Below are 22,439 nucleotides of genomic sequence, written 5' to 3'. Positions count from 1 at the left end.
CCGTCCCTAGCCGCCCTGTTTCGACTTGCCGGTCACGAGCCCGACCTGCGACAGGTCGAGGCGCCGCAGCAGGTCAAGCACGTCCATCACGCGCTGGTACTGCACCGCCGCATCGCCTTTCAGCACGATCGGAAACTCGGGACTGGTTGCCTTCTCGGTACGCAGCCGGCTTTCGAGCTCGTCCATCGTCACCGGGTACGCATCGAGAAAGATCTGCCCCGAATCCGCGACCGTGATTGCCTTGGTCTTCGGCTTCGCGAGGCTGGCGGACGAGCTCGCCTTCGGCAGGTCGACCTTGATGCCCTGCACCGACGCGGTCGTCATGATGATGAAGATGATCAGCAGCACGTATGCCAGGTCGAGCATCGGCGTGATGTTGATGTCGTCGTACGGCTTGTCGTCGTCCTGAACCTGCATGGTGGTCTCCTGCGTGCGTTCAGTCGGCCAGCACGGCGTGATCCGGCGCGCGGTGCGCTTCGGCCAGCCGCGTGACGAACTCGTCGACGAACACCTGCATGTTCGCGGTCACGTTCTTGTTGCGGATCAGCAGATAGTTGTAGCCAAACAGCGCCGGAATCGCGACGAACAGGCCCGTGACGGTCGCGAGCAGCGCGGCCGCGATACCCGGTGCGATCGCGTTCACGTTCACGTCGCCGGCCGCCGCGATCGCCGCGAACGTGATCATCACGCCGACCACCGTACCGAGCAGGCCGAGGAACGGGCCGCCCGAGATCGCGATCGTCAGCAGCACCATCGACTTCGACAGCCGCTGGTTCTCGCGCACGAGCGTCGCGTCCATCGACGCGCGGATCGCCTCGATCGATTCCGTCGTGATCACGGTGCGGCCGTTGCCGTCCACGCGGCTGTGGATTTCATGGACGCCCGCGCGATAGAGCCGGTACAACGACGACTGGTACAGGCGGCGCCCTTCGGCGCTGTTCTCGTCGACATGCGCGAGGCCGACCAGATGGCGGCCTGCCACTTCGCGAAAGCGCTGCACGAAGAACTGGTTGGCCTTGTCGACCGTGCCGACATAGCGCGCCTTGCTCCACATCACGACCCACGACACGGCGGCCATCGCGAGCAGGATCGTGATGACGACCCACGCGTCGACCGTCACCGACTGCACGATCACGCCGAAGTAGCCGAAGCCGAATCCGGACTGCTTCTCGTCGTTGCCATACGCGACAAGCTTCGATTCGGAGCCCTGCGCGAGCGCGTCGACTGCGATCGCGACTGGCGAGCGCGCGATCTTCGACAGCCGCAGCTCGTCGATCGCGCCCGTGTAGCCGCCGAAGCCCGCCGGCGCGCCGGGGACGTCCGCGCCGACTGCCGCCGCGCCCGCCAATGCGGGCAGCGTCGCGGCCGCTTGCGCGACCTGCTTGCCGTTCGCGTAGACGGTCAGGTTCTTGCCGTCGGCCGTCACCGCGAGATAGGTCCACTGGTTCGCCGCGACCGGCGCCGCGCCGGGCGTGCGCACCGGTGCCGCGCCGCCGTCGACCTGCGCGAACGGCACGCCGTTGTCGAGGCCGATCAGCAGCGCATTCGCGCCGTCGCGGCGGCTGTACAGCAACGCGTTCGGCGCGAGCGCGGACGGCTTCACCCATGCGCTGAACGTGAAGCTTCCGCCTGCGGCGACGTTCAGCGACGGGCTGGCCGGCAGCGTCAGCGCGCTGCTGCCGTCGAACTGCGCGCCCTTGCCGACGATGCCGTCCTCGATGGTCTTGAACGGCGCGTTCTGCGCGTTGTTCCCGTACGCGGTCGCGTCCTTCGGCGGCACGCCCGACGCGCCGTTGAAGTGATAGACGAGCGTGTAGTCCGCATCGAACGTCTCGGCCGGCTTGCCGCCGTCCGGCGCCTTCTTGTTGCCGTAGTACATCCAGATCGATTGCGACGCGTCGGCCGGCAGTTGCGGAATGTCGACCCAGATCAGCGCGACGCCGAGCATCGCGTCGTACTGCTCGATGTGGTAATTGAGCGGGGTCTTGTCGTCGGCCGCGACGAAGCGGATGTCCGCACCGTTGTCGGCGACGCCGTCGAACTGGAAGTTGCCCGAATGCAGGCGAATGAGCAGCGGCACGCGACCGGCCGACTCCGTCAGGTTCGCCCCCTTCGGGCCGGCATCGATCGTGATGGCCTTCCGGTACGACCAGTCGTTCTGCCACCACGCGTTCGCAATGCCGGGCAGCACGCCCAGCATCACGGCCATCAGTAAAAACAAGACTCGCTTCACGATCCACTCCCGGTATGAACGATCCCGGCGCTCGGCGCGGGACCCGTCCGATCAAAAATCCGTCAGGTCAGAACCCCAGCCGCACGTAGAAATCGAACCTGGGGCTGTATTGCTTCGTATAGACACCGGCCTTCAGCGGCCAGCCGGCCTCGAAGTCCGCACTCGCGTACTTGAACAGCTGCAGCCGCGTGCCGACGCCGACGCTCAGCAGGTTGAAGCTCGAGGTCTGCTCCGGCAGCGGGCTCAGCAGCCACAGATGTGCGGCATCGACGAAGGCGTGGAAGCGCCATTCGTTCACGCGGCCGCCGAGGTATTTAGCGAGCGACGGGCTTCTGACTTCGAGCGAGCCGATCACGCCGCTGTCGGCAGTGTCTTCGGCCTGCATGTAGCCGCGCACGCTATTCATCCCGCCCGCGGCGAACTGCTCGCTCGACACGAGCGGCGAGTTCGAGATCTGCGCGCTCACGTGCGCGTTCGCCTGCATGTCGTTCTTGAAGCGCTGCGTATGGTTGACGTCGAATTTGCCGTACACGAAATCCGGCGTCGCGTTGTAGCGCTTGTTGTCCCATGCGCCCCAGTCGCTGCCGAGCCCGCGGATGTTGGTCGTCAGCGACGCGGAGAACGACGTCTGCGACTGCTGCAGGCTCAGCTGGCCGTTGTATGCGAAGGTGACCGGCACATAGGTGAGCGGCGCGGTGGACGTCTGTCCCGCGAGGCTCACGTTTTCGTCGTAGTGCTTGCGATCGATCTCGACGCTGACCGAATGCGCGTAGGTGTCCGACGACGGCAGCGCGTAGATCGCGGTGAAGCCGTAGGTCGTGCCCTTGCCGAGCACGTTGGTGCCGCCGACCGACGCGACGTTGCTGTCCGAATGCACGATCGTCGCGAGCAGGCTCCAGTGCGTGTCCTTCAGCGGCGCGAGATACGAGAACGAATAGACGCGCGCGTCGTTCGGATGCTGCGGCGCAAGCACGTAGGTGCCGGAAATCACGTGGCCGAGCTGCCACAGGTTCGAATAGCTTAAGCTCACGGTCGTGCGCAGCGTCGACGTGCCGGGGCTGTTGTCGTTGTTCAGTTCGAGCGAGCCGTGCAGCGGGCTGTGATCGTCGACCTTCAGGTCGACGTCGACGGTCTGCGGCAGCGTGCCCGGCTTCAGCACCGGAATCACCTGGCGGTCGGCCGAGCGGTTCAGGTCGGTGAGCTGCTGCTGCGCCTGGTTGAAGTCCGGCACCGAGCCTTCCGCGAGCGCGGGCACCGCGTCGCGGATCTTCTGCGGCGAGTTGTACTGCGCGCCGTCGACGCGCAGCCGGCCGACCTTGGCCTCGACCACCTGCAGCAGGATCACGCCGTTCTTCACCTGCTGCTGCGGCAGCTCGACCACGACCGACTGATAGCCGCGGTCCTGATACGCTTTTTGCAGCGCATCACGCGCCGCGTTGACGTCGGCCAGCGTGCGGCCCGGCCCTTCGAACGGATAGACGGCCTTCTCGATCTCGATGGACGGCAGCGTCGTGTTGCCGCGCACGATGAACTCGTTGACGTCGAACGTGCGCGGCGCGCCCGGTGCCCCCTGCGCGGCCTTCGCATCGGGTGCGGCGTCCTGTGCGCGCGCACCCGATGCGAGGCTCAGTCCGCCGACCAGCGCGACGCCGGCCAGGCATCGGCGTCGTCGCCGCTGGTCGTGTGATTTACGGTCTACTCTCGGCGGCATGCGCCTTTCCCCTTTTTGTTCCGAATCCCGCTATGCAGGCGGGGCTGCCGATCCGGCGCACCCGCTATCAAAGCCCTGTTTCAGTTTGATGACTTCAAGTCAGTCATCCTTAATATATCGGTTACCACTTCTTCTGCGACGCCTGCTGCGTCAGCGCCGTCCGTGCAGCGTCGTTCCCGCTTCGACGCCGTACCCGAACGCATCGGTCGCGAGCCGCAGCAATGCGTCGACGCACGCGTCGATCGACCGGCTCGTGGTATCCAGCACGAGCGCCGCGTCCGTCGGCGCGTCGTATGGCGACGACACGCCGGTGAATTCCGGCAGCTCGCCGCGATACGCCTTCGCATACAGGCCTTTCGGATCGCGTGCCGCGCATACGTCGACCGGCGCGCTGACGTAGATCTCGCGGAACGCGTCGCCGATCGCCGCGCGGGCCAGCTCGCGCATCGCCGCACGCGGCGAGATCATCGCGACGATCGCGACGACGCCCGCCTCGGCGAACAGCGCGGCGACCTCGGCGGTCCGCCGTACGTTCTCGAACCGGTCGCGCTCCGAAAACCCGAGGTCACGATTCAGTCCGGTGCGCAGCCGATCGCCGTCGAGCACCACCGCCGCCGTGCCGAGACGGCGCAGGCGCCCGGCAAGCGCCTGCGCGAGCGTCGTCTTGCCGGCGCCCGGCAGGCCGGTCAGCCACAGCACGCCGCCGCCCGTTGCCACGACCGCGCGCGCATTCCCGCGCGCCGCCGACCGCGCCGCGACGTCGGCGGAGGCCGGATCGGCCGCCTCTACCGACAAGGACGAAACCGGCAGGGATAACCCGCAAGACTGGATCTTCATCGCGCTCACCGGCCGGCCGCTGCCGGCTCGTCCGCTTCGCGCGGACGCGTTTGCCAGAACCCGCCGTGCATCGTCGCGATCGACGGCGTGTCGCTCCATTCGCGCGGACCGAGAATCTCGCCGCGCCGCACGTTCGGCAGCACCTGCACGTCGAACACCTCGTCGACGCCGTTGAAGAACTGCAGGATGCCGAACACCTCGCCGCTGCCGGCATCGAGCGCGGCGACACCCGCGACGAGCGGTTCCTGCCCGCTTTCGATCGGCAAACCTTGCGGCCCGCGCTTGTCGCGCAGCTTCGATAGCCCGACGAACAGCACGCCGCCGTATTCGGCGAGCCCGTGCGTGAAGCCTGGCAGCGTCGCGAGCACGCGCGTCGCGCCGCTCTGCGGGTCGATCTGCAGCACATGGCCGCGCCCGCCTTCGAGCACGTGCAGACGGCCGCCGATCATGCGCGGCGAATGCGGCATCGACAGCCCCGACGCGACGATCCGGCCCGACGGCACTTCCATCACGATGCCGCCGCCGGCCATGTTCCTGCGCCACCCGAACGGCGTGTCGCTGTGCCCGAGCGCGGTCGCATAACGCACCTTGCCGTCGCTGAACGCCATCCCGTTCAGGTGGCAGCGATCGTCGGGCGCCATTGCAGTGACGAACGGCGGTTGCCAGATCGGCGTGAAATTGAAGTAACCGTCGATCACGCAGATGCACGAGTAGCGCGTGTTGACCGCGAGCACGACCTGCTTGTCGAACGCCATGTCGTGCAGGTCGAGATCGCCGGTGTAATAGGACAGACGCGGGACAAACATTGCGTCGTAATGGTCGGGACGAGCCGGATAGAGCGGCGCGAGCGTCGATACGTTCGCGAACACCATCAGTTCGTGCGTGGTCGCGATCGCGAGCCGGTTGCCGGCGACCGCCATGCCCATCGAGCGCGGCAGCAGGCACGCGGACAGCGTCGGCACGCCGTTGTCGACGCCGACCAGCGCGACGCCCGACGGCCGGCGGCTAATCGCGAGCGAGCAGCGCAGCGACGCGAGCACGTCGAGGAAGCGGCCGGTATCGCGCAGGTTGATGAACGGCGCGGCGACGTCGTCGTGCCCGTCCGTCTGCGTCGACGCCGTGACCGCCTGCTGCGTTGCGGATTTGCTCGCCGAGCGACTGTTGTCGAACTGTTCCAAGTCGATGGTCCCGTTGGTTGCGCGCCGCTCGCGGCGCCGGCCGATCGGCCCTGCGCATGCCGCATCGCGGTTCGTTGCGCCCGCATCCGGTGGTGCCGCGCATCGAGGCGCACCACCCGAATCCAGCTCACACCTACCTAGACGGAACGACTTGCGCATTGCCGCACATTTTTTTTGCCATTCAGCGCCGACCGGCCGGCAGCGCGCATGCGGCACACATGCGGCACGCATTCGGCAACCCCGTCGCAGACGGAGCGGTCGCGATGCTTCGAAAGAGGAAATGCCAATCAGGAAGGCAGCTTCACGGCGGCCGTGTCGCTGGCACACGACGGGACGCCCGAACCCGGACGAGATGGCGCGGTGCGCGCTGCGCATCGCGCGAACCGGACGCGCCGGCCTGGCCACCGGCAGGCGCGTGTCGATCATCGCGTCGTCACTCGACGTCTGTGATGCTTGCGTCGCCCGCCGTTCGACGGGCGACACGGGCCGGACGCGTCACGCCCTCTCACGCGTGCGCGCCGTCCCGCCGTCCACCTGCGCTGCCGTCGCGTGGCCGCGATCGCCGGCGGCGGCAAAACTGACGTGACCCGTACGGCAACCGGCTTATCGTCGGCTTCGAACAGGTAACTTTTTATGACATTCATCGGAACTTTCTTCCGGATCGGCCGGCATCCGCGATCCTGCCTCGCGATGCCTGCGGGATAGCGGCCGGCCGAACGTCTTGGTGAATGTAACGGGCACACTACGGTGACACGATGTCGATCGCGACGATCCTCCGGCGCTGGCTCGCCGGGATGCGCACCGCCGCGCAGGCCGGCGCGGCGGGCGGCCGCCTGCGCGGCGCCGGCCGCGGCCGCGCGGTGCCGTACGCGCGCGCACTGCGCTGGCGCGCGCCGTGGCTGCGCTGGCAGTTGCTGTCGTGGATCGCAATGACGCTGCTCGCACCGCCGTTCTGGTCGATCGGCACGCTGCTGCTGATCAATCCGTCGAGCGACCAGCCGTTCTTCTGGGCCGCCGCGATGGCGATCGTGCCGCTCGCGAACGGCGTCGCGATCGTCGCCGCGAACCAGCATCACCACCGCACGCCGTTTACCAGCCGCCGCGCGGTCGCCGCACACTGCTTCGGCGTCGCCATGGCGCTCGCGTGCGCGCTGTTCGCGCTGCTGCTGTGGCACGCGGACGCGATTGCCGGGCTGATCGGCCCGCTCGCGCTGCCGGCCGGCGGCGCGCGCGACACGTCGCTCGCCGCGTGGGTCGCGGCGCTCGTCGCGGGATTCGGATTCGCGTCATCCGCGCATGCGAGCATGCTGCACGCGTGGCTGGCGTTCGAAGCCTGACGGCCGCGCGCCTCGCGTTCCGGAACCCGACCATGCCTCGACACGCTCCGCTCCCCATCCGCCGTTCGCCGCGCCAGCGCGGCATCGCGCTCATCACGGTGCTGCTCGTCGTCGCGCTCGCGGCGGATGCCGCAGAACGTCAATGAATGGACGGCGTGTCGTCCGGCGCCGCGTCGCGGTCCTGTTCCGGCGTGCCGAGCATACCGAGCATCGCCCACAGCCACATCACGTCGTAGACCGCGTCCGCATGGGCGACGCTTTGCGCGCACCAGCGCTCGAACGCGTCGAATTCGCACGCGGCCACGTCGCCGTTGCGCAGCCACAGCAGCCAGCGAATCGCGCCTTCGCGGATCGCTTCGTCCGCGTCCTGCGCATGCCGCTCTCGATCGCCCGGTTCCGATATCGTCATGATTACGTCGCCGCCCGAAGCCTAATGCACCCGACCGCCCCGCGCGAACCTGCGCGGCGTGCTTTGCCACACCCGTCCCGGGACCGGCGACGCGCTGCGCGCTCGCGCCGACGCGGCCGACCGTTTGCCGGCCCTCATGGATCAAGTCGAATCGCGCACGCATCACCCGCACGGCGGAGGTCGCGGCATCGGCGCCCCGCCGGCCACGAGTGGCGGCACATCGATTTCGGACTCGCGCGACGCGCCGCGTCGTCGAACCGGCCGGCCGCGTGCCAGTCCCGCGCGCGGGACAGGTTCGCCGCGCGGTTCGGGATGTCGGACGCGCCGGCGGCCGGCGCACCGGCCGTCGCGTGATGCGGGTACTCAACCTCCATCTTCGCCCCCTCGTCGTGTCGCATGGCGCCAGCGGTCGCCCGCAGCGATCGCTGCGGGTGGCGGCACGTTCCTGCATCAGACTAACGGGCAGGCGGCAACACGCGTATGACGAATGTTACGAACCATTTTGGCTGGCGCGACGGGGACGGTGTCCGCCTGCGGGGCCGGGGTTCGCGCGCTGGCGCCCTCTTCAACCACCGCACAGTATTCCGGCCTCCAGCGTCGCCGCACGCGGCCCGCGCGCCTGCATCGGCTCGAGCTGCGGCGCGTCCGATTCGCCGAACGGCACGCCCGATGCGCGCAGGAACGTCTTGATCGGATCGCTGCGGAGCGCGATCACATAGCTCGCCGCGTCCGTGCGTGTCGCGACCGAACGCGCATCGTCGCCGGACACCGTCGCGCGCTCCGTGATCAGCCCGATCACGCGACCGGCCTGATCCAGCACCGGCGCCCCGCTCGCCCCGTGGGTCGCGGCCGACATCAGCGTGAACTCGTCCGATGCGTCGCCGCGCGCATCGGCGCGCGTGAACGCGTTGTACAGCGTCGTCGCGCGGTCCGGCATGTGGCGCAGCACATCATAGCCCGCCGCGAACACCGGCTGTGCCGCGTGCATGTCCGCGCGCTGCGCAAAGGTCGCGGCCAGCAGCGGCCGGATCGCGCTCGTGATCACCGCCAGATCGCGGTCGCGGCTCACCGCCTTGACCGTCGCCCGCGCAACACGCGCATCCTTGACCACGAACAGCGTCCGGCACGCGTCGACGACATGGCGCGCGGTCAGCAGGTCGCCGTCGTCGTTGACGAAGAAGCCCGTCGCGTTGGCCTCCAGCGCGAACGCGTCGATCCGCTTCGACGGCGCGTTCATCGCCGGCTCGCGCGTCGTCTGGGCCGTGGCGGCGACGGCGAACAGCAGCGCCGCCGCCAATGCCGTCCGGAGCACGGGCTTCATTCAGGCGGTCCGGCGCCGGGCGGGCCGCGCCGATGCGCTCGCCCGGGCCGGTTTCGTGACGCCGCCGGCGGTCGCGCGCCCCGCCCGCGGGATCGCGGCGATCGTTTGCAGGCTGTCGCGCATCGCTCACCTCCGTCCGCTCACGTGGAAAATGCCTATACAAGAACAAGACGGATCGGGCGACGCCATCCCGCATCAGAGCCTGTTTACCTTGATCGTCCTGCCGAGCTTCGCCCGCTCGTCCGGATTCAGCAACGCGCGCTGCGCGTCGCCGACCGCGCCGGCGCCGAGCACGGCCACCGAGCTGGACGCGTCGTAGCCGAGCTGCTGCGTGCCACGGTGCCGGCGCTTGTCGTCGCCGCCTGGATCGCCGAAGCCTTCCACCTGCACCGAGATCGTCCAGCGGCGCTGGCTGCCGCCCGATGCGTTGTTCTTCGCGATATCCTGCGCCATCTGGCTCGCCGCCGAGGCGGCCGAACTGGCTGCGGTCAGCGCGCCGGTGTTGACCGCCTGCACCATCGGGATGCCGGTCGCCTTGCCCGTCACCTGGATGTTGTCCGCGTTCGCCACCCGCAGCGCCGCCACGTTCAGGTTGCCCGCGCGTATCCCCGCATCGCCCGCATCCACGGTCCCGCGCGGCGCAATCAGGTTCACCGTGCCAGCCGGCACGCCCGGCAGCGACTGCAGCGTCGCGATGCCCGCCCCCGTCACCTCGCCGCGCGCATCGACCGTGCAGTAATGGTTCGCATCGCACACATACTGCGGCGCGGGCGTGTCGGCCGACGACTTCGAACCCTTGCCGGCGTTGATGTCGCCGTTCGAGCTCCAGATCGTCATGTCGCCGCCCTGCTCGGTGAAGATCCGGCTCTGCGCGAGCAGCACGCTCTGGTCCGTGAAGATGTTCACGTCACCTTTCTCCAGCGTCAGGATGCCCATCGTGCCGGGGCCGGCGACGACATTCCCGTTGCTGTCGACGATTTGCGGCGGCGCCGACGTGCTGCCCACCAGCGCCTGCCCGCCCGGCCCGAGGATCGAGATGCTGCCGCCCTGCTGCGTCTGGATCGTCGTGCTGCGCATATCCAGATCGCCGGTGCCGACCGGCCGGTTCGCCCCGTTGCCCCCGCCGCCCAGGTTGTTCGCCGTATAGCCGAGCGACGCGGGGAACATCGTATTGAGCGCCCCGTATCCGCGCGCATATTTCCGGTAATACGTGCTGGCCGGGTTGTTGTAATCCGCGCCGACCTGCGTCAGCACGCCGAACAACACCTTCTCGGCGAAGAACTGCTGCACGTACGACGGCAGCGCCTGGAACTGCTTCCACGCCTCATCGGCCGTCATCTGGCTCACTTTCGCCAGCGCGTCCTGCCTGTCTTTGGCGAGGCCGGTGTCGACGCTCTGCCCGGCGTCGTACTCCTGCATGAACGCGATCAGCGCCGGCGTCGCGCTCGGTACACCTGCCACCGCACTGCCCGGCGCGATGTAGGTCGAGATGAAGCCCGACAGGTCGACGCCGGGCCCGACGCCGAACAGCACGTTCACGTTTGCGCTCTCGTGCGGCAGGTTCGGGTTGTTCGCATTGCCGATCGCATCGATGCCTGCAAAGAAGGTATTGAGCGAGCCGGTGTTCCCCTGTGCGTTGTAGAGCTGCACCGGGTTCGTCAGCGGGCCGATATTGCGACCGGCCTGCACGTCGAACCAGCCCGGCCCGCCGAGCGCGAGCACCGGTATCGCGCCGGCGTTGTACGGCAGCGGCGTGTCGTAGATGTCGCGGCCGGCCACCACGCGCGTCACGTCCGAGCTGCGCAGGTTCTGGCCGAACAATGCGAGGTTGACGATGTCCTGACCGGCCTGCAGCAGCGCCGGCTTGTCGATCGACAGCGTGAGGAGATTGCTGTAGAAGCCGTTGCCGGAGGCGTCGGCCGTGCCGTTCACGATGCTGCCGTCCAGGCTGTAGATCCGCGCAGGCGTCGCATCGTCGCCGTGCAATGCCTCGGATGCATGCGCGGAGAGCGTCGTGCCCGTCAGCGACGGGACGGTCGCAGTCGGGTTCGTCGGCGACGGCATCATCGCCGGATCGGCATCGGACATGCCGAACTGGTTCGACAGCGCAGCATCGTTGACGTACTGCGACGCGATGTTGGACAGGTGCACCGACTGGTCGGCAATCAGGTTCAGCTGTCCGACTGCAGACGGATAGAGGGTGCCGCCCGTGTCGATGTCGATGTTGCCGCCGAATGCCGTCAGGTTCACGCTGGCGGGCAGCACCCCGTTGGCGCCGGTCAACATGCTGCCGATCATGCCGAGCCGGATATCGCCGGTCGTGGACAGCACGTTCACCGTGGATCCCGGCGAATAGCCCTGGCCGTCGGCATACTGCGAATAGTTCTGGAGCGTGATCTGGCCGGTCGGCGAACCGCCGGCCTGCGGGAAAGCGCTCGCATACGACGGATCGAGCACCGCGCCGAGTTCGACGCCCTGTCGTGCGGTGACGTCGAATACGCCGTCCTGCGCCGCCAGGATCGTCGACACGGCCACCGGGCCCTGGCCCGTATTGCGCGACGGCACAGCGATATCAGGCCCGATACGTCCGCCGGCTGCGATGGTTCCGGCGCCCTTCGCGACGAAGTAGGTGCCGCTGAGGATATTGCCGCCGGCGCGCACCGTCATGTTACCGCCGCCGACGGTGACCGGCTTGCCGTCGGTACCGAGATACCACGTGGTCGGCAAGGACACGGCCAGGTCCGAGATCGTGCCGCCCGCGCTGACCGACACGTTGCCGCCGACGCTCATCACGCCCTGGCCGAACGCGCCGAAGTCGATCGACGTGCGCGTCAACGGCGTGATCCCGCCGGGACCGTTGGTGACACCCGGCGAGATCTGCATCCACTGCCACCAGTACTGGCCGATGCTGCTGCCGGGCGCGCCCGTCACCGCGCCCGTCGTATCGGTCACGTATTCGACGCCGTTGATGTCGCCTTGTGCGCGAATCGTGATGTCGCCGGCCGAATCCGGGTTGACGACCGGCGTGACCAGGATGTCGGGCCGCCCCGACCCGCCGCTCATCACGGCCGGGACCAGGCCCTGCGGCGGCTCGGCCTGCGCCGGCGCACCGGCCGTATAGACGACGCCGGGCGCGATCGTGTCCGCCAGCGTGAAGGCGTTGCCCGCGGCCACGTCGATCGAGCCCGTGCCGGTGCGGATCGTCGTCGGCTGCAGCAGTGTGAGCCCGTTCGAATCGACGTAGGCCGTATGCTGGCTCAGCGTCACGTTGCCGCCGGACGCGCTGCCGGCGCCGATCGCCGCGGCCGGCTGCACCGCGAGCGGATTGGCACTCGCGATGTCGGCGCCGGCGACGATCCGGTACGACGAACTCTGGCCGCCCAGCAGCGACGCGAAGCTGATCGGCAGCGGATTGTCGGCCGTCGCGACATTGGCCGGTACATTGCCGGGCAAGGTGCCGATATTGAGCCCCGTGTACGGGATCGACAGCGGCGCGGTCGGCGCGTAGAAGAAGTTGTATGCGTTCTTCGGATTCACGAACGGCGACGGCAGCGATTTTGTGCCGGAGACTTTGTCCAGATAGCGGTCGTAGACGGCCACGTATTGCCCGTAATCGCCGGGATTCGATGAAAAATCCGGCGGCGTCGGCGTGCCAAACTTCTCGGCAAGGACCACGCCGTTCTTGATTGCGCCGGTAACGGTCAATACGTTGTACCCCCACAGCCAGCTACTCGGGCCGTCGAAGTACGCCGTCAGATAATCCTGATACGACGCGTAATCCGCGCGGACGGGCGCCGCGACATGCAGCGGGGACCACGGCATCATATGGAGCGCATAGCGTCCGCTGGCCCAGTTTCCGTAATAGGTTCCCCATGAATTCGCGTACTGGAGATAGTCGGAATAATATTCGGCGGACTGATTCGTCAGCGGCGCGCTCAGCGCGATGTTCGGGTCGTGCAGCGGGTTCGTCGCATCGCTGCCGATCGCGGTCAGCGACTGGCTCGTCCCGTCGGTGAATTGCACGGTGATCGACGCCGGATCGTCGATCGACATCAGGCTGTTATACAGCGCCAGCGCATCCGTATAGGTGCCGGTCGCCCCCGCATTGCCCGCCGCGCCGAGGATCGTCGCCACCGTGTTCTGGAAGAAGCCGTCCGTGATGCTCGCCTGCGCATCGAAATCGTTCGCGGCCCGGAACGTCAGCATCGGCGCGATCGTCTGCCGATAGCGATAGACGGGGACGATCGTACCGCTGTCGTTCGGCAAGCCGGTACCGAGGTTCCAGTTCGACAGGATCGAGATGTTGCCGCCGTTGATCGCCCGGCTCGGGTTGTCCAGTTCGATGCCCGGCGCGACGCGGAAATTCGGCACGTTCGACGTCTGCCCGGCCAGCCTCGGCCCGTTCTCGCCGAGACCGTTCTGGACGAAATCCATCAACGTGCCGGGCACCATCTTCAGCGTGCCGTCGCCCGCCTTGACGATCTGCCCGCCGTAGTAGGCCTGGTGATCGGCGTTCGCGCTGGTCGGCACGAAGTACGTGCCGTCCATGCCGGGGAAGTCGATCGACGCGACGCCGTTGTACAGCGAGGCAAGATCGGCCTGGCTGCCGGTCAGCGTCGCCTGCGCGCCGGTCGAGTTGTTCGTCAGCGTGCCGCCGCCGGTGCCGTCCGGCGCGAACGCGAACGTCGCGCCGCCCGTGCCCTGCGCGGTGAAGGTGCCGGCCAGCAGGTGGCCGTTGCCGTCGTACCAGCCGGCCGGATCGACGATCCCGTCGAAATGGTGTGCACCGGCCGTCGCATCCGTCGTGCTCCATACCGCATACGCCTCGAGCGTCGTCGCACGCGAACCCTTGATGCCGTACTTGCTTGAATCCGACGGCGCGTTCAGCGTCACGTCGACCGTGCCGTCCATCAGCAGCGGTGCGCGGAAATTCACCGTGCCGCCCGACAGGCCGCCGGCCGTGCCGCCCGATACGTCGATCAGCGCGTTCGCGCCCAGCACGATGCGCCCCGAATTGGCCGGATCGATGTTCTCGTAGCCGTAGGTCGCGTTGTTCGCGATCGAGTGGCCGTTCGCGTCGACGATCGCCGGATCGAACGTCGCGCTCGTGCCGATGTTCACCTTGCCGCCGCGCTGGGCCGGATCCGAGCCGCGTGCGAGCAGCGTGCCCTCGATGTCCACGCCGCTCTTGCCGTACAGGTCGATCTCCCCGCCCGCGTTGCCCGATGCGTCGATCGTGCCGAACAGGTTGACGTTGCCGTTCGCGGTGTCCGAGGCGCGGCCGGCGCCGCCGTCGGCGGTCAGCGATACCATGTGCGCGGTCAGCGTGTTGCCGGCCGACAACGTCAGGTTGCCCGTCTTCGTGTGAACCGAGATCGCGCTGTTTACGCCGCTCGATGCAAGCGTCGTTGCCAGGCTATCCAGGTTGGCCGCCCCACCCGTGTCGAGCGAGAATGAGCCGCCCGCGTAGCCGTTCGCCGCGCCGCCCTTGAGCGTGCCGTTCAGGTTCACCACCTGCTGCGGGGCCGACAGCGTCAGGCTGCCCGCCGCACCGCCACCCGTCGCGCCCGAGAAGTCCAGCGTCGAACCGGATTGCACATCGACCGTACCTTTGTCCGCGATCAGGCTGATCGCACCGGCCGGCGCATATTGCGTCACATCGAAGAACTGCTTCGATACGCCCGCGGAACTCACGGTCGAACCGCTGCCGATCGTCAGGTTCCCGCTCGTTGCCTTCAGGCTCACGTTGCCGGCCGGCGCCATGATCGTCGCGCCGTTGTCGGCAAGCGTGCCGCCGATAAAGCTCAACGCGCCACCTACGGGCGTCTTCGTCAACGCAGTGCCGGTTGCGCCCTTCAGCGTCAGCGTGCCGGTCGTCTTCACCGTCGATGCCGAACTCGTATCGGCCAGATACACCGGTGCATTCAGCGTCACCGGCAATGCCCCGAAGTCGAACGTACCCGTATCCTGCGCGACGATACCGCCGGTCGCCGTCATGGTCGCTGAACTGAACCCGCTCAGCGTCTTCGTGCCCGCGCCGAAGTCGATCTCCTTCGCATTCACGGTCAGTGTGCCGTTGCCGGTTGTCGATGTCGCGTTCGGCGCGCCCGCCTCGTTCGTGAAGGCGATCTGTGGTGCGGTCAGCGTCACATGACCGCCATCGCTCGTGAACGTGCCTGCGCTCAAGTCGACGCTATTGCCGAAGGTCGCGTTCACATCGCCCATGAAGCCGATCGCACCGTAACTGCGCAGCGTCACTTGCTGGGCGTTCGCGAATTGCGCAAGGCCCTCCGGATCGATCACGAAGCCCGGCAGGTTTGCCGCCGCCGCGCCACCTGCGTTCGTAAAGGTGATCGCCGAACCATCCGCCGTGATCGCCTTCGCCGACAGCACCGCGCTCGGATCGACCTTCAGATTCCCCGACGAATCGAGTGTCAGTGCCTGGCCGCCCGCGAGCGTCGCGCCCGCGCCAACCGTCAGCAGGCCAGCGCCTGTGCCGCCCGTGCGCGTGAGCGGCGCCATCGCACCGTTCGACACGCGCAGCAACGCGCCGTCGCCCGTGATCGCAATCGGCTGGTCCTTCGCCGCCGGGTAATCGCCCTCGGCCGCGATCGACGCGCCTGCATCGACACGCAGTCCGTTCGCCGCGTTCGGATCGGTGCCGCGCGCGTCGGTCTTCGTGACCAGCAGGATCTCCGGCCCTTTCAACGACGTGTTCCCGTCGTTCGACACCACCACACTGTTTGCGATCGGCGTGATCGTCACGCCCTTCGTCGTGGACGTGCGTGTGCCGCCGATCAACAAGCTGCCCGCATTCAGCGAATCCAGTGCGTCACCGCTGATCTGCAGATAGCCCGCCAGCGCCGGCGTGCCATTGCCCGTGACCTGAATATCCTGTGACGCGATATCGACCTCGGCCGGCGCACCGCCTGTCGCCGCCGCCGTATTCAGCGTCGCCCCAAGCGCAAGCGCCTTCGTCGCGGCCAGCACCAGTTGCCCCCCGTCCATCGGCAGTGGTGGCGTCACGTTGCCCTTGCTCGCTGCCTGTGCCGTAAAGAAGCTGTTGGCGTCTTTCAACGTGTACTGCGAATACTGTTGCCATACCGGTCCCGACTGCACATTGAATAGCGTCGGCGTTGCGCTGCGGCTGCCCGTCAGCGCGTCGGCGAAGTAACCGGAGGTCACGACCGTGCCATCCGGCAGCACCGCGCTCGCCCCCGGCGCGACATTGCCCGCCATGCTCGACACCGTCACGCGATACGCGCCCGGCAGCGTCGCATACTTGCCCGGCAGCAGCGTGTAGTAGCCGGCCGCCAGCCCCGGCACGCCAGACAGATACACAGCCTTGCCGATCGCGTCGTTCAGGCCGGCCTGCCCGACACCGAGCGTCGCGGTCGTGGTCGTCGCCGTCCCGTTCGCGGCGATCGCCGGCTGCACGGATTGCGCGAACACCGGATCGTACGCGGCGACCGGCGCCTGCGCGCCCGGCACGATCGCGTAGACGTTCCCCGCGCCGGCATTGGTCGGCACGGCCGTCGTGCCCTTGCCGCTCGCATAGCTGACGTTGTACTGCGACAGCACATCGCGCGTACCGCCGGTGCCCGGTACCCATTCGACCGCCTGCAGGTCGCCGCCGCCCGACAAGTCGATCGTCGCGCCCTTGGCAAGCATCACGCTGCTGCCGTTCACGCCGATGAACTTCGACGGCGGCGCGCTCAGGTCGGGCGCCGTCACGCCCGTGAACGGATTGAACTGCCATTGGACGCCGTCGACCGTCGTGCCGTATGGAAGAATCGCGCCGTTGTTCGATACCGACGTGACACTGCCGCTGGCGAACGTCACCGAATCGGTCGCGACCAGCGGCAGGTTGCCGAACTGTGCCTGCGTCGTCGCATTCGCCGGATCACCGACGCCGAACACGATCGTGCCCGACGGGGCGCGCACGGTGCCGCCCTGCACGATGCGTGTCGCATCGACCAGCAACGTGCCGCCCGCCGACAACGGCGTGCCCGACGCACCGTTCGACGCGAACGTGACTGTGGTCGGCATGGGCAGGCCCGTGACCGGGTCGGCCGGCCCGGCCGCGTCGACGATGAACGAACTGCCGGTCGACGGATACAGGTCCGCCGCCTTGAACGCCAGGTTGCCCGGCGTATAGAGCATGCCGGGCGCCAGCGCGGTCGGGCCGGTCATTGTCACGCTGGTCGAACTCAAGCGGATGTCCCCGCGGCTGTCGAAGTTCGCGTGACCGAAGTTGTTCAACTGAACTTGGTTGCGCAGATCGATGAACGACGCATTGACGTTCAGCGTCGCATCCGACACCGTCGCGACCGGCGCGAACGGCACGGACGACGACGTATTCACCGGCCCGGCCACCGACACATACGGAGCGTCGATCGTCACGTGCGTGCCGAGCGGATGAGCGGGCGCTTGCGCCAGAAGTGCCGTCAACGCGGTGTTGCCGCCCCACTGCTGAGCCGGCGTCGACAGCAGCGTATCGAGCTGGTCGAGGCCCAGCGCGGCGATCCGGCCGGTATTCAGCGTCACCGACGTCGGCAACGCGAGATTCACGTCCCCCGCAAACACGATCGGCGGCACCGGCATCGGCAACGGTGACGGCGTGCTGTCGCCGAGCACGAGGTTCGCGATGCCCGAGCCGTCCAGACGGTCGGCGACGAACTGGATCACGCCGGTCGGTTGCCCGATCGGCTGCGCGGTCGCCGGATAGGTGGCGGCCGTGAAGTCGTCGCCGGGCGCCAACCCGGCCGGCACGAGCGCGCCGCTCTGCCGGACGACCAGCGCGGTCGCCCCGGGCACGCCGACGTTCTGACGCGGCAGGATCGTCAGCGTGCCGCCGCCCGCCTGCGCCGCGCCGCCGTGGGCGGACAGTGTCGCATCCGCGAACAGGCCGTACCCGGCGGCCAGCGTGATCGAGCCCGCATCGCTCCACATCGGCTGCGACGCATACGTGCCGTTCGCCTGCAACTGGTCGAAATGCGCCGCCGCGCCCGACACGTCGATTTTCGAGCCAGCCTGCGCGACGACATAGCCGTTGTCGCTCGACAGCGTCACCGACCCGCCCGGCAACACCTTGCCGGTATCCGGCACGCCGATTGCCGAGCCGATGCGGACCGGCGCCGCGAGCGGATTGGCGAGCGCGATACCCGACACGTCGAGCGTCGCGTCCGGGCCGAGCCACACCGAGCGGCTGTCGCTCGGAACGAACAGGCCGAGCTGACCGGGCTGCGTGAACAGGCCGCCGCTATCGGTGCTCAGCGTGATCGAGCCGCCCGGCGCGACCACCGAACCGAGCACCGTCACCTGCATCGGCGAGCCGAGACCAATGCTCGCGCCGGCATCCGCGTGAATCGACGCGCCGGCCGACAGCGTGACTGCGCCGGTCACGCCCGGATACGACGGCATCGTCGTCGGCGAGGCGCGCCATGATGCATAGCTGCCGGCCGTCAGCACGAGGCTCGTCGGCTGCCGGTGATATGCGTCGAGCTGGCCGCTCGTCGTCAGGGCTGCCGCCGCCAGGTTCGCGCCCGTGCCCGCCTGCTGCAGCGCCAGCACGTCCGGGATGCGATTCTGCTGCGTGAGCGCGATCGATGTGCCGGGCGCCACCGTCGTGTCGTACTGCGCGTTCAGCACGTACTTGCCGAAGCCCTGCTGCGAGAAGAAGCTCGCCGGCAGATACACGTCCCACGGCGACGACGCAGCCGGATCGCCGCCGATCCGGAAGCCGAGCGCCTGAAGCGTCAGCGTGCCGCCGCCCGAAAACCCTTCGCTCAGGATCGTGCCGCCCAGCGCGAGCGTGCCGGCCGTCGGCTGCACGGTGGGCAGGTTGCCGAATTGCGCGTACGTCGGCGTCGCGTAGGTGCTCAGCGTCACATTGCCGGCCCGCCCTGTCGGCACACCGTTCTGCATCTGCAACTGGCCGTTCGCGAGCATCTCGCCGCCGCTCGACACGTCGAGCACGCTGCCCGGCTGCAACAGGATCGAGCCGGTCGTGTCGGCAAACGTGCCGTCGCTCAGGCCGATCGAACTGCCGTTCGCCGACAGCGCGATGCTGCCGCCGTTGATGAACTGGCTGTTGCCGGGCGTCGTGCCCGGCTGCGCGCGCACGTTGTTGTTCACCCACTGGCCGGCGGCGCTGATCACGCCCTGCGGCCCGACGACGACGTTGCCGCCGCTCGCAATCGAAATCGAACCCGACGGTGCGGACAGGCGTCCCGCCACGTTGACGTCCGCGCCGACCGCCGGGCTGCTGAACGCAATGGCGCCCCCCGGCTGCAGGTTCAGCTGCGTGCCCGGCGCGACCACGATGCCCTTGCCCGCGGTCTGGTCCTCGGTCACGCTCAGGTTCGCGAAGCCACCGTTGGTCAAGGTCGCGGCCGGCACCACCATCGTCGTCAGCAAGTTGCGCGGATCGTCGGCAGCCCACGCGGGCGGCGTGCTTGCGCCGAGCGGCGTCTCGATCGAAAAGTCCGGCATCAGGCCGGTCAGCTGCGGCGCCTGGTCCTGCAGGATCACGAGGCCCGCGACGCCGGATGGCGCACCGCTGGACTGGTTCCACGCGAGGCCGATCACGGCGCCACTGGGGAGCTTCTTGTCGACACCGAGGTTGAACGTGCCGCCGGTCGGCACACTGTTGCCCTGCACCTGCTTCGATCCGGCAAACGACTGCGCGCTGATGTCGCCGTCGAGCACCAGCGCCTGCGCCGCGTACAGATCCAGCGTGCCCGCATTGCCGCCGACGATGTAGTCGCCTGTGTAAACGCCCGTATTCAGCAGCGGGTTGTACCAGGTCTTCGTCACGCCCCAGCGCGGATGCGTTTCGGTGAACTGCCCCGCAATGCCGACATAGGTGTCATACGGGTTCGCCTGCCCGATCGGCACGATCGCCCCGTTCGCATCGACGAGCCGCGTCGTGTTCACCATCCCGCCGTCGTAATGCACGTAGCCGCCGTTCAGGTTCAGCGACGAACCGGTTGCGGTCATCACTTCATTGCCTGACAGGATGATCGTGCCGCCGTTGGTCAGCAGCTGGTCGATCGTGCGCGGGACCAGGTTCACGTAGCCCGACAGGTTCAGGATCGGGCTGCCGACCCACTGCACGCCGTCGCTGCGCGTACCCGTCAGCGTGCTGTCGACGACGACACCCTTCAGGCCGAACAGGAAGCTGTTGCGCAGCAGCGGTGAATCGGCCAGCTCGTTCTGGCCGATCCGCTCGATCGGCAGCAGCGTCTGCGCGATCGGCAGCTCGACGTTCGCGAGCCCCGACACGTCGATCGTCGCGCCGGCGTCCAGATAGATACGCCCGGGTATCGCCGTCTGCCGGGGCGGCACGACGCCGGCCATCGACGGCGTCAATGCCGTCACGGACACGCTCGAACCGGGTGCCTCGATCAGCGAGCCGCCCTCGAGCCACACCGCGCCCGCCTTCATCGCGATGCTGCCCGGCGTAAAGACCGTACCCGGCGTCGACGTCGCGGTCTGGCCGTTGTCGTCCGGCAGCACCATCGTCACCGATCCCGGGCCGAAGCTCAGCAGGCCTGCGCGATGCACATCGTCGCCACCGCCGGTGCCGCCGCCTACGGTAGCTGTTCCCGGATACGCAGCGCCCGACGGACTGTTCGAGTTGTACTCGTCGGCGGTCGAGATCGTGATCGCGCCCGGCGTGTTCACGCTCGTCGTCACGCCCACCACGCCGTTCTGCGCGATGCGGCTGCCCAGCAGGTTCACGTTGCCGCGCGCGGCCTGGACGATGCCCGTGTTCGTCAGCGTGCCGGCCGGCGTGATGTCGATCGATGTACCGCTTTGCAGGTCGGTCGTGTGGATCTGGCCGCTCAGTTCCGGCAGCAGCACCTGAGGGTTCGGCGCGGGAGACGTGTTGGGCCTCACGCTGACACCGACGCCGGCGGCCAGCACGACCTGCCCGGCCGTCGCCGTGATGCTGCCGCCGTTCGTCACGTTCGGCGCCGCCACCAGCACGAAGCCGCCGTCGCTGACCGTGCCGTTCGTGTGCGTCGTGATCGACGCGCCCGGTTCGATCGTGATGTCGCCCGGCGCCTGATACGGTCCGACGAGGTTCGCCGTATTGCCGAGCCCCAGCACTTCGTTCGGCACGCCGCCCGCCCCCTGCACGCCGCCTACGTTCGAGCTGCCCGACTCCGGATACGCAAGGCCGCCGGTCGTGCCGGCCGGCAGGCTCAGGAACTGCTGGTTGCTCGCAGCGATGCCGTCCGGCGTCGGCATCGGCTGGTTCTTCATGTCCAGCAGGTTCAGCGACGACGCCACCAGCGAATGCACGTTCACCTGCGAACCCGCGCCGAACAGCACGCCGTTTCGGTTGATCACGTACACCGCCCCCTGCGCGGTGACGTTCCCCAGAATCTGGCTGGGCCTGCCGCTCGGATCGTTGACCCGGTTCAGCACCGCCCAGTTGTTCGCGCCGTTCGTCTGCGTGCCCGCCGACTGATCGAAATTCAGCGTCGTCTGCCGCCCGACGTTCATCGTCTCCCAAGTCAGCACCGCATTCGCGCCAGTCTGCTTCACGTCCACGTTCACGCGGCCGCTGCTGTCCGTCGTCTGCGTCGGTGCATTCGCATTGACCCACAGCAGCGGATTGCTTGCGTCGGTGTTCTGGCTGACCAGATTGCCGTTGCCGTCCTTCGCGAACGTGATGCCCGGCGCAACCTGCAAGCCGCCCGGCGTCAGACCGTTCGGCACCGTCGACGGCAAGCCTGCCGCAGCCGCAGCCGCACGCTGCTGCGCGGCGATCTGCGCAGCCACCGCCTGCGCCGCATGCCCGAGGTTGCGGATCGATGGCTGGCTCGCCTGCAGCGCCTGCTGCGCCGACACGCCCAGATTCGGCACGCCCGGCATGCCGCCGGCCGCGCCCGCGCCGCCCGCTGCGCTGCGCGTCGCCTGCCCGAGGTTCATGATGCCCGCCGCGTGCGCGTGCCCGGCCACACCTGCCGCGAGCATCAGCGCGACCGCATGATGAAGCGGCCGAAGCCGCAGCAAAACCGTTTCCTGAGCGGCCCTGGCCGCGCCCGACTGCTGGCTGGTACGACCGCTGCTTCCCGACACCCGCGATGGCATAGCGAACCCGATTTGGTTAGGCAAACGACAACGAATGGATGACCGGTTCGAGGACTTGCCGCCCTCCGCCGCACGATCGGCGAACGGCCGATACCGGCGTGCGCGAACGCACGCGCCGATACCCGGCCCCCTCGGGAGCGCAAGAGCGCAAGACCTGAACTGGACGACTCATTACGATGACGCGCGAGAATCCGGATACCGCAAGTGCCAAGCGGCGTGGCTCGGACGACGGTCGACGGAACGCGCGCGGGCCCGACCGGCTAGCCTCTCATCCGCGTGTTGCACGCGCGGGACGCGAAGCGCCGG

At 68.2% G+C, this 22,439-nt stretch carries 9 protein-coding genes; 1 reads left to right on the top strand and 8 read right to left on the bottom strand.

The genetic code is table 11. The features are described from left to right. Window positions 1-6: 6 nt before the first annotated feature. From WS57_RS16200 to WS57_RS16180, 5 genes are all read right to left on the bottom strand, one after another. Complete coding sequence (locus WS57_RS16200; RefSeq protein WP_009687060.1) at window positions 7-417, bottom strand: ExbD/TolR family protein; 411 nt, start codon at window positions 415-417, stop codon at window positions 7-9. 19 nt (window positions 418-436) lie between these two features. Then, window positions 437-2,209 carry a DUF2341 domain-containing protein gene (locus WS57_RS16195; RefSeq protein WP_230945456.1) on the bottom strand — a complete coding sequence of 591 codons (1,773 nt, stop codon included), beginning with the start codon at window positions 2,207-2,209 and terminating at the stop codon, window positions 437-439. Window positions 2,210-2,300: 91 nt separating this feature from the next. Continuing rightward, a complete protein-coding gene (locus WS57_RS16190) occupies window positions 2,301-3,944 on the bottom strand; it encodes a ShlB/FhaC/HecB family hemolysin secretion/activation protein (protein ID WP_069244540.1) in 1,644 nt (547 codons plus the stop codon). Between the two features lie 150 nt (window positions 3,945-4,094). Beyond that, the gene (gene cysC / locus WS57_RS16185) at window positions 4,095-4,781 is read right to left on the bottom strand and encodes an adenylyl-sulfate kinase (RefSeq protein ID WP_059519331.1); all 687 of its coding nucleotides are present in this window, start codon (window positions 4,779-4,781) and stop codon (window positions 4,095-4,097) included. 5 nt (window positions 4,782-4,786) lie between these two features. Further along, window positions 4,787-5,959, bottom strand: a complete 1,173-nt coding sequence (locus tag WS57_RS16180; protein ID WP_081056906.1) for a TIGR03032 family protein — start codon at window positions 5,957-5,959, stop codon at window positions 4,787-4,789. A 755-nt stretch (window positions 5,960-6,714) separates the two neighbouring features. Here WS57_RS16180 and WS57_RS16175 point away from each other — a divergent pair. Continuing rightward, entirely contained in the window at window positions 6,715-7,296 is a 582-nt protein-coding gene (locus WS57_RS16175) for a hypothetical protein (RefSeq protein WP_059519333.1), read from the top strand. A gap of 139 nt (window positions 7,297-7,435) precedes the next feature. Here WS57_RS16175 and WS57_RS16170 read toward each other — a convergent pair whose 3' ends face one another. The 3 genes from WS57_RS16170 to WS57_RS16155 all read right to left on the bottom strand — a co-directional run bounded on the left by WS57_RS16170 (window position 7,436) and on the right by WS57_RS16155 (window position 22,016). Then, window positions 7,436-7,705 carry a FecR/PupR family sigma factor regulator gene (locus WS57_RS16170; RefSeq protein ID WP_009693418.1) on the bottom strand — a complete coding sequence of 90 codons (270 nt, stop codon included), beginning with the start codon at window positions 7,703-7,705 and terminating at the stop codon, window positions 7,436-7,438. Window positions 7,706-8,270: 565 nt separating this feature from the next. Further along, window positions 8,271-9,026 carry a S1 family peptidase gene (locus tag WS57_RS16160; RefSeq protein WP_059600723.1) on the bottom strand — a complete coding sequence of 252 codons (756 nt, stop codon included), beginning with the start codon at window positions 9,024-9,026 and terminating at the stop codon, window positions 8,271-8,273. A 195-nt stretch (window positions 9,027-9,221) separates the two neighbouring features. Next, window positions 9,222-22,016 (bottom strand): filamentous haemagglutinin family protein, encoded by a 12,795-nt coding sequence (locus WS57_RS16155; protein ID WP_069245431.1) that lies wholly within the window; start codon window positions 22,014-22,016, stop codon window positions 9,222-9,224. Window positions 22,017-22,439 lie beyond the last annotated feature (423 nt).

It is taken from the genome of Burkholderia pseudomultivorans (assembly GCF_001718415.1).
Lineage (GTDB): Bacteria > Pseudomonadota > Gammaproteobacteria > Burkholderiales > Burkholderiaceae > Burkholderia > Burkholderia pseudomultivorans_A.
The sequence above is the reverse complement of the archived record's forward strand: the minus strand, read 5'-3'. Positions and strand labels throughout refer to the sequence as shown.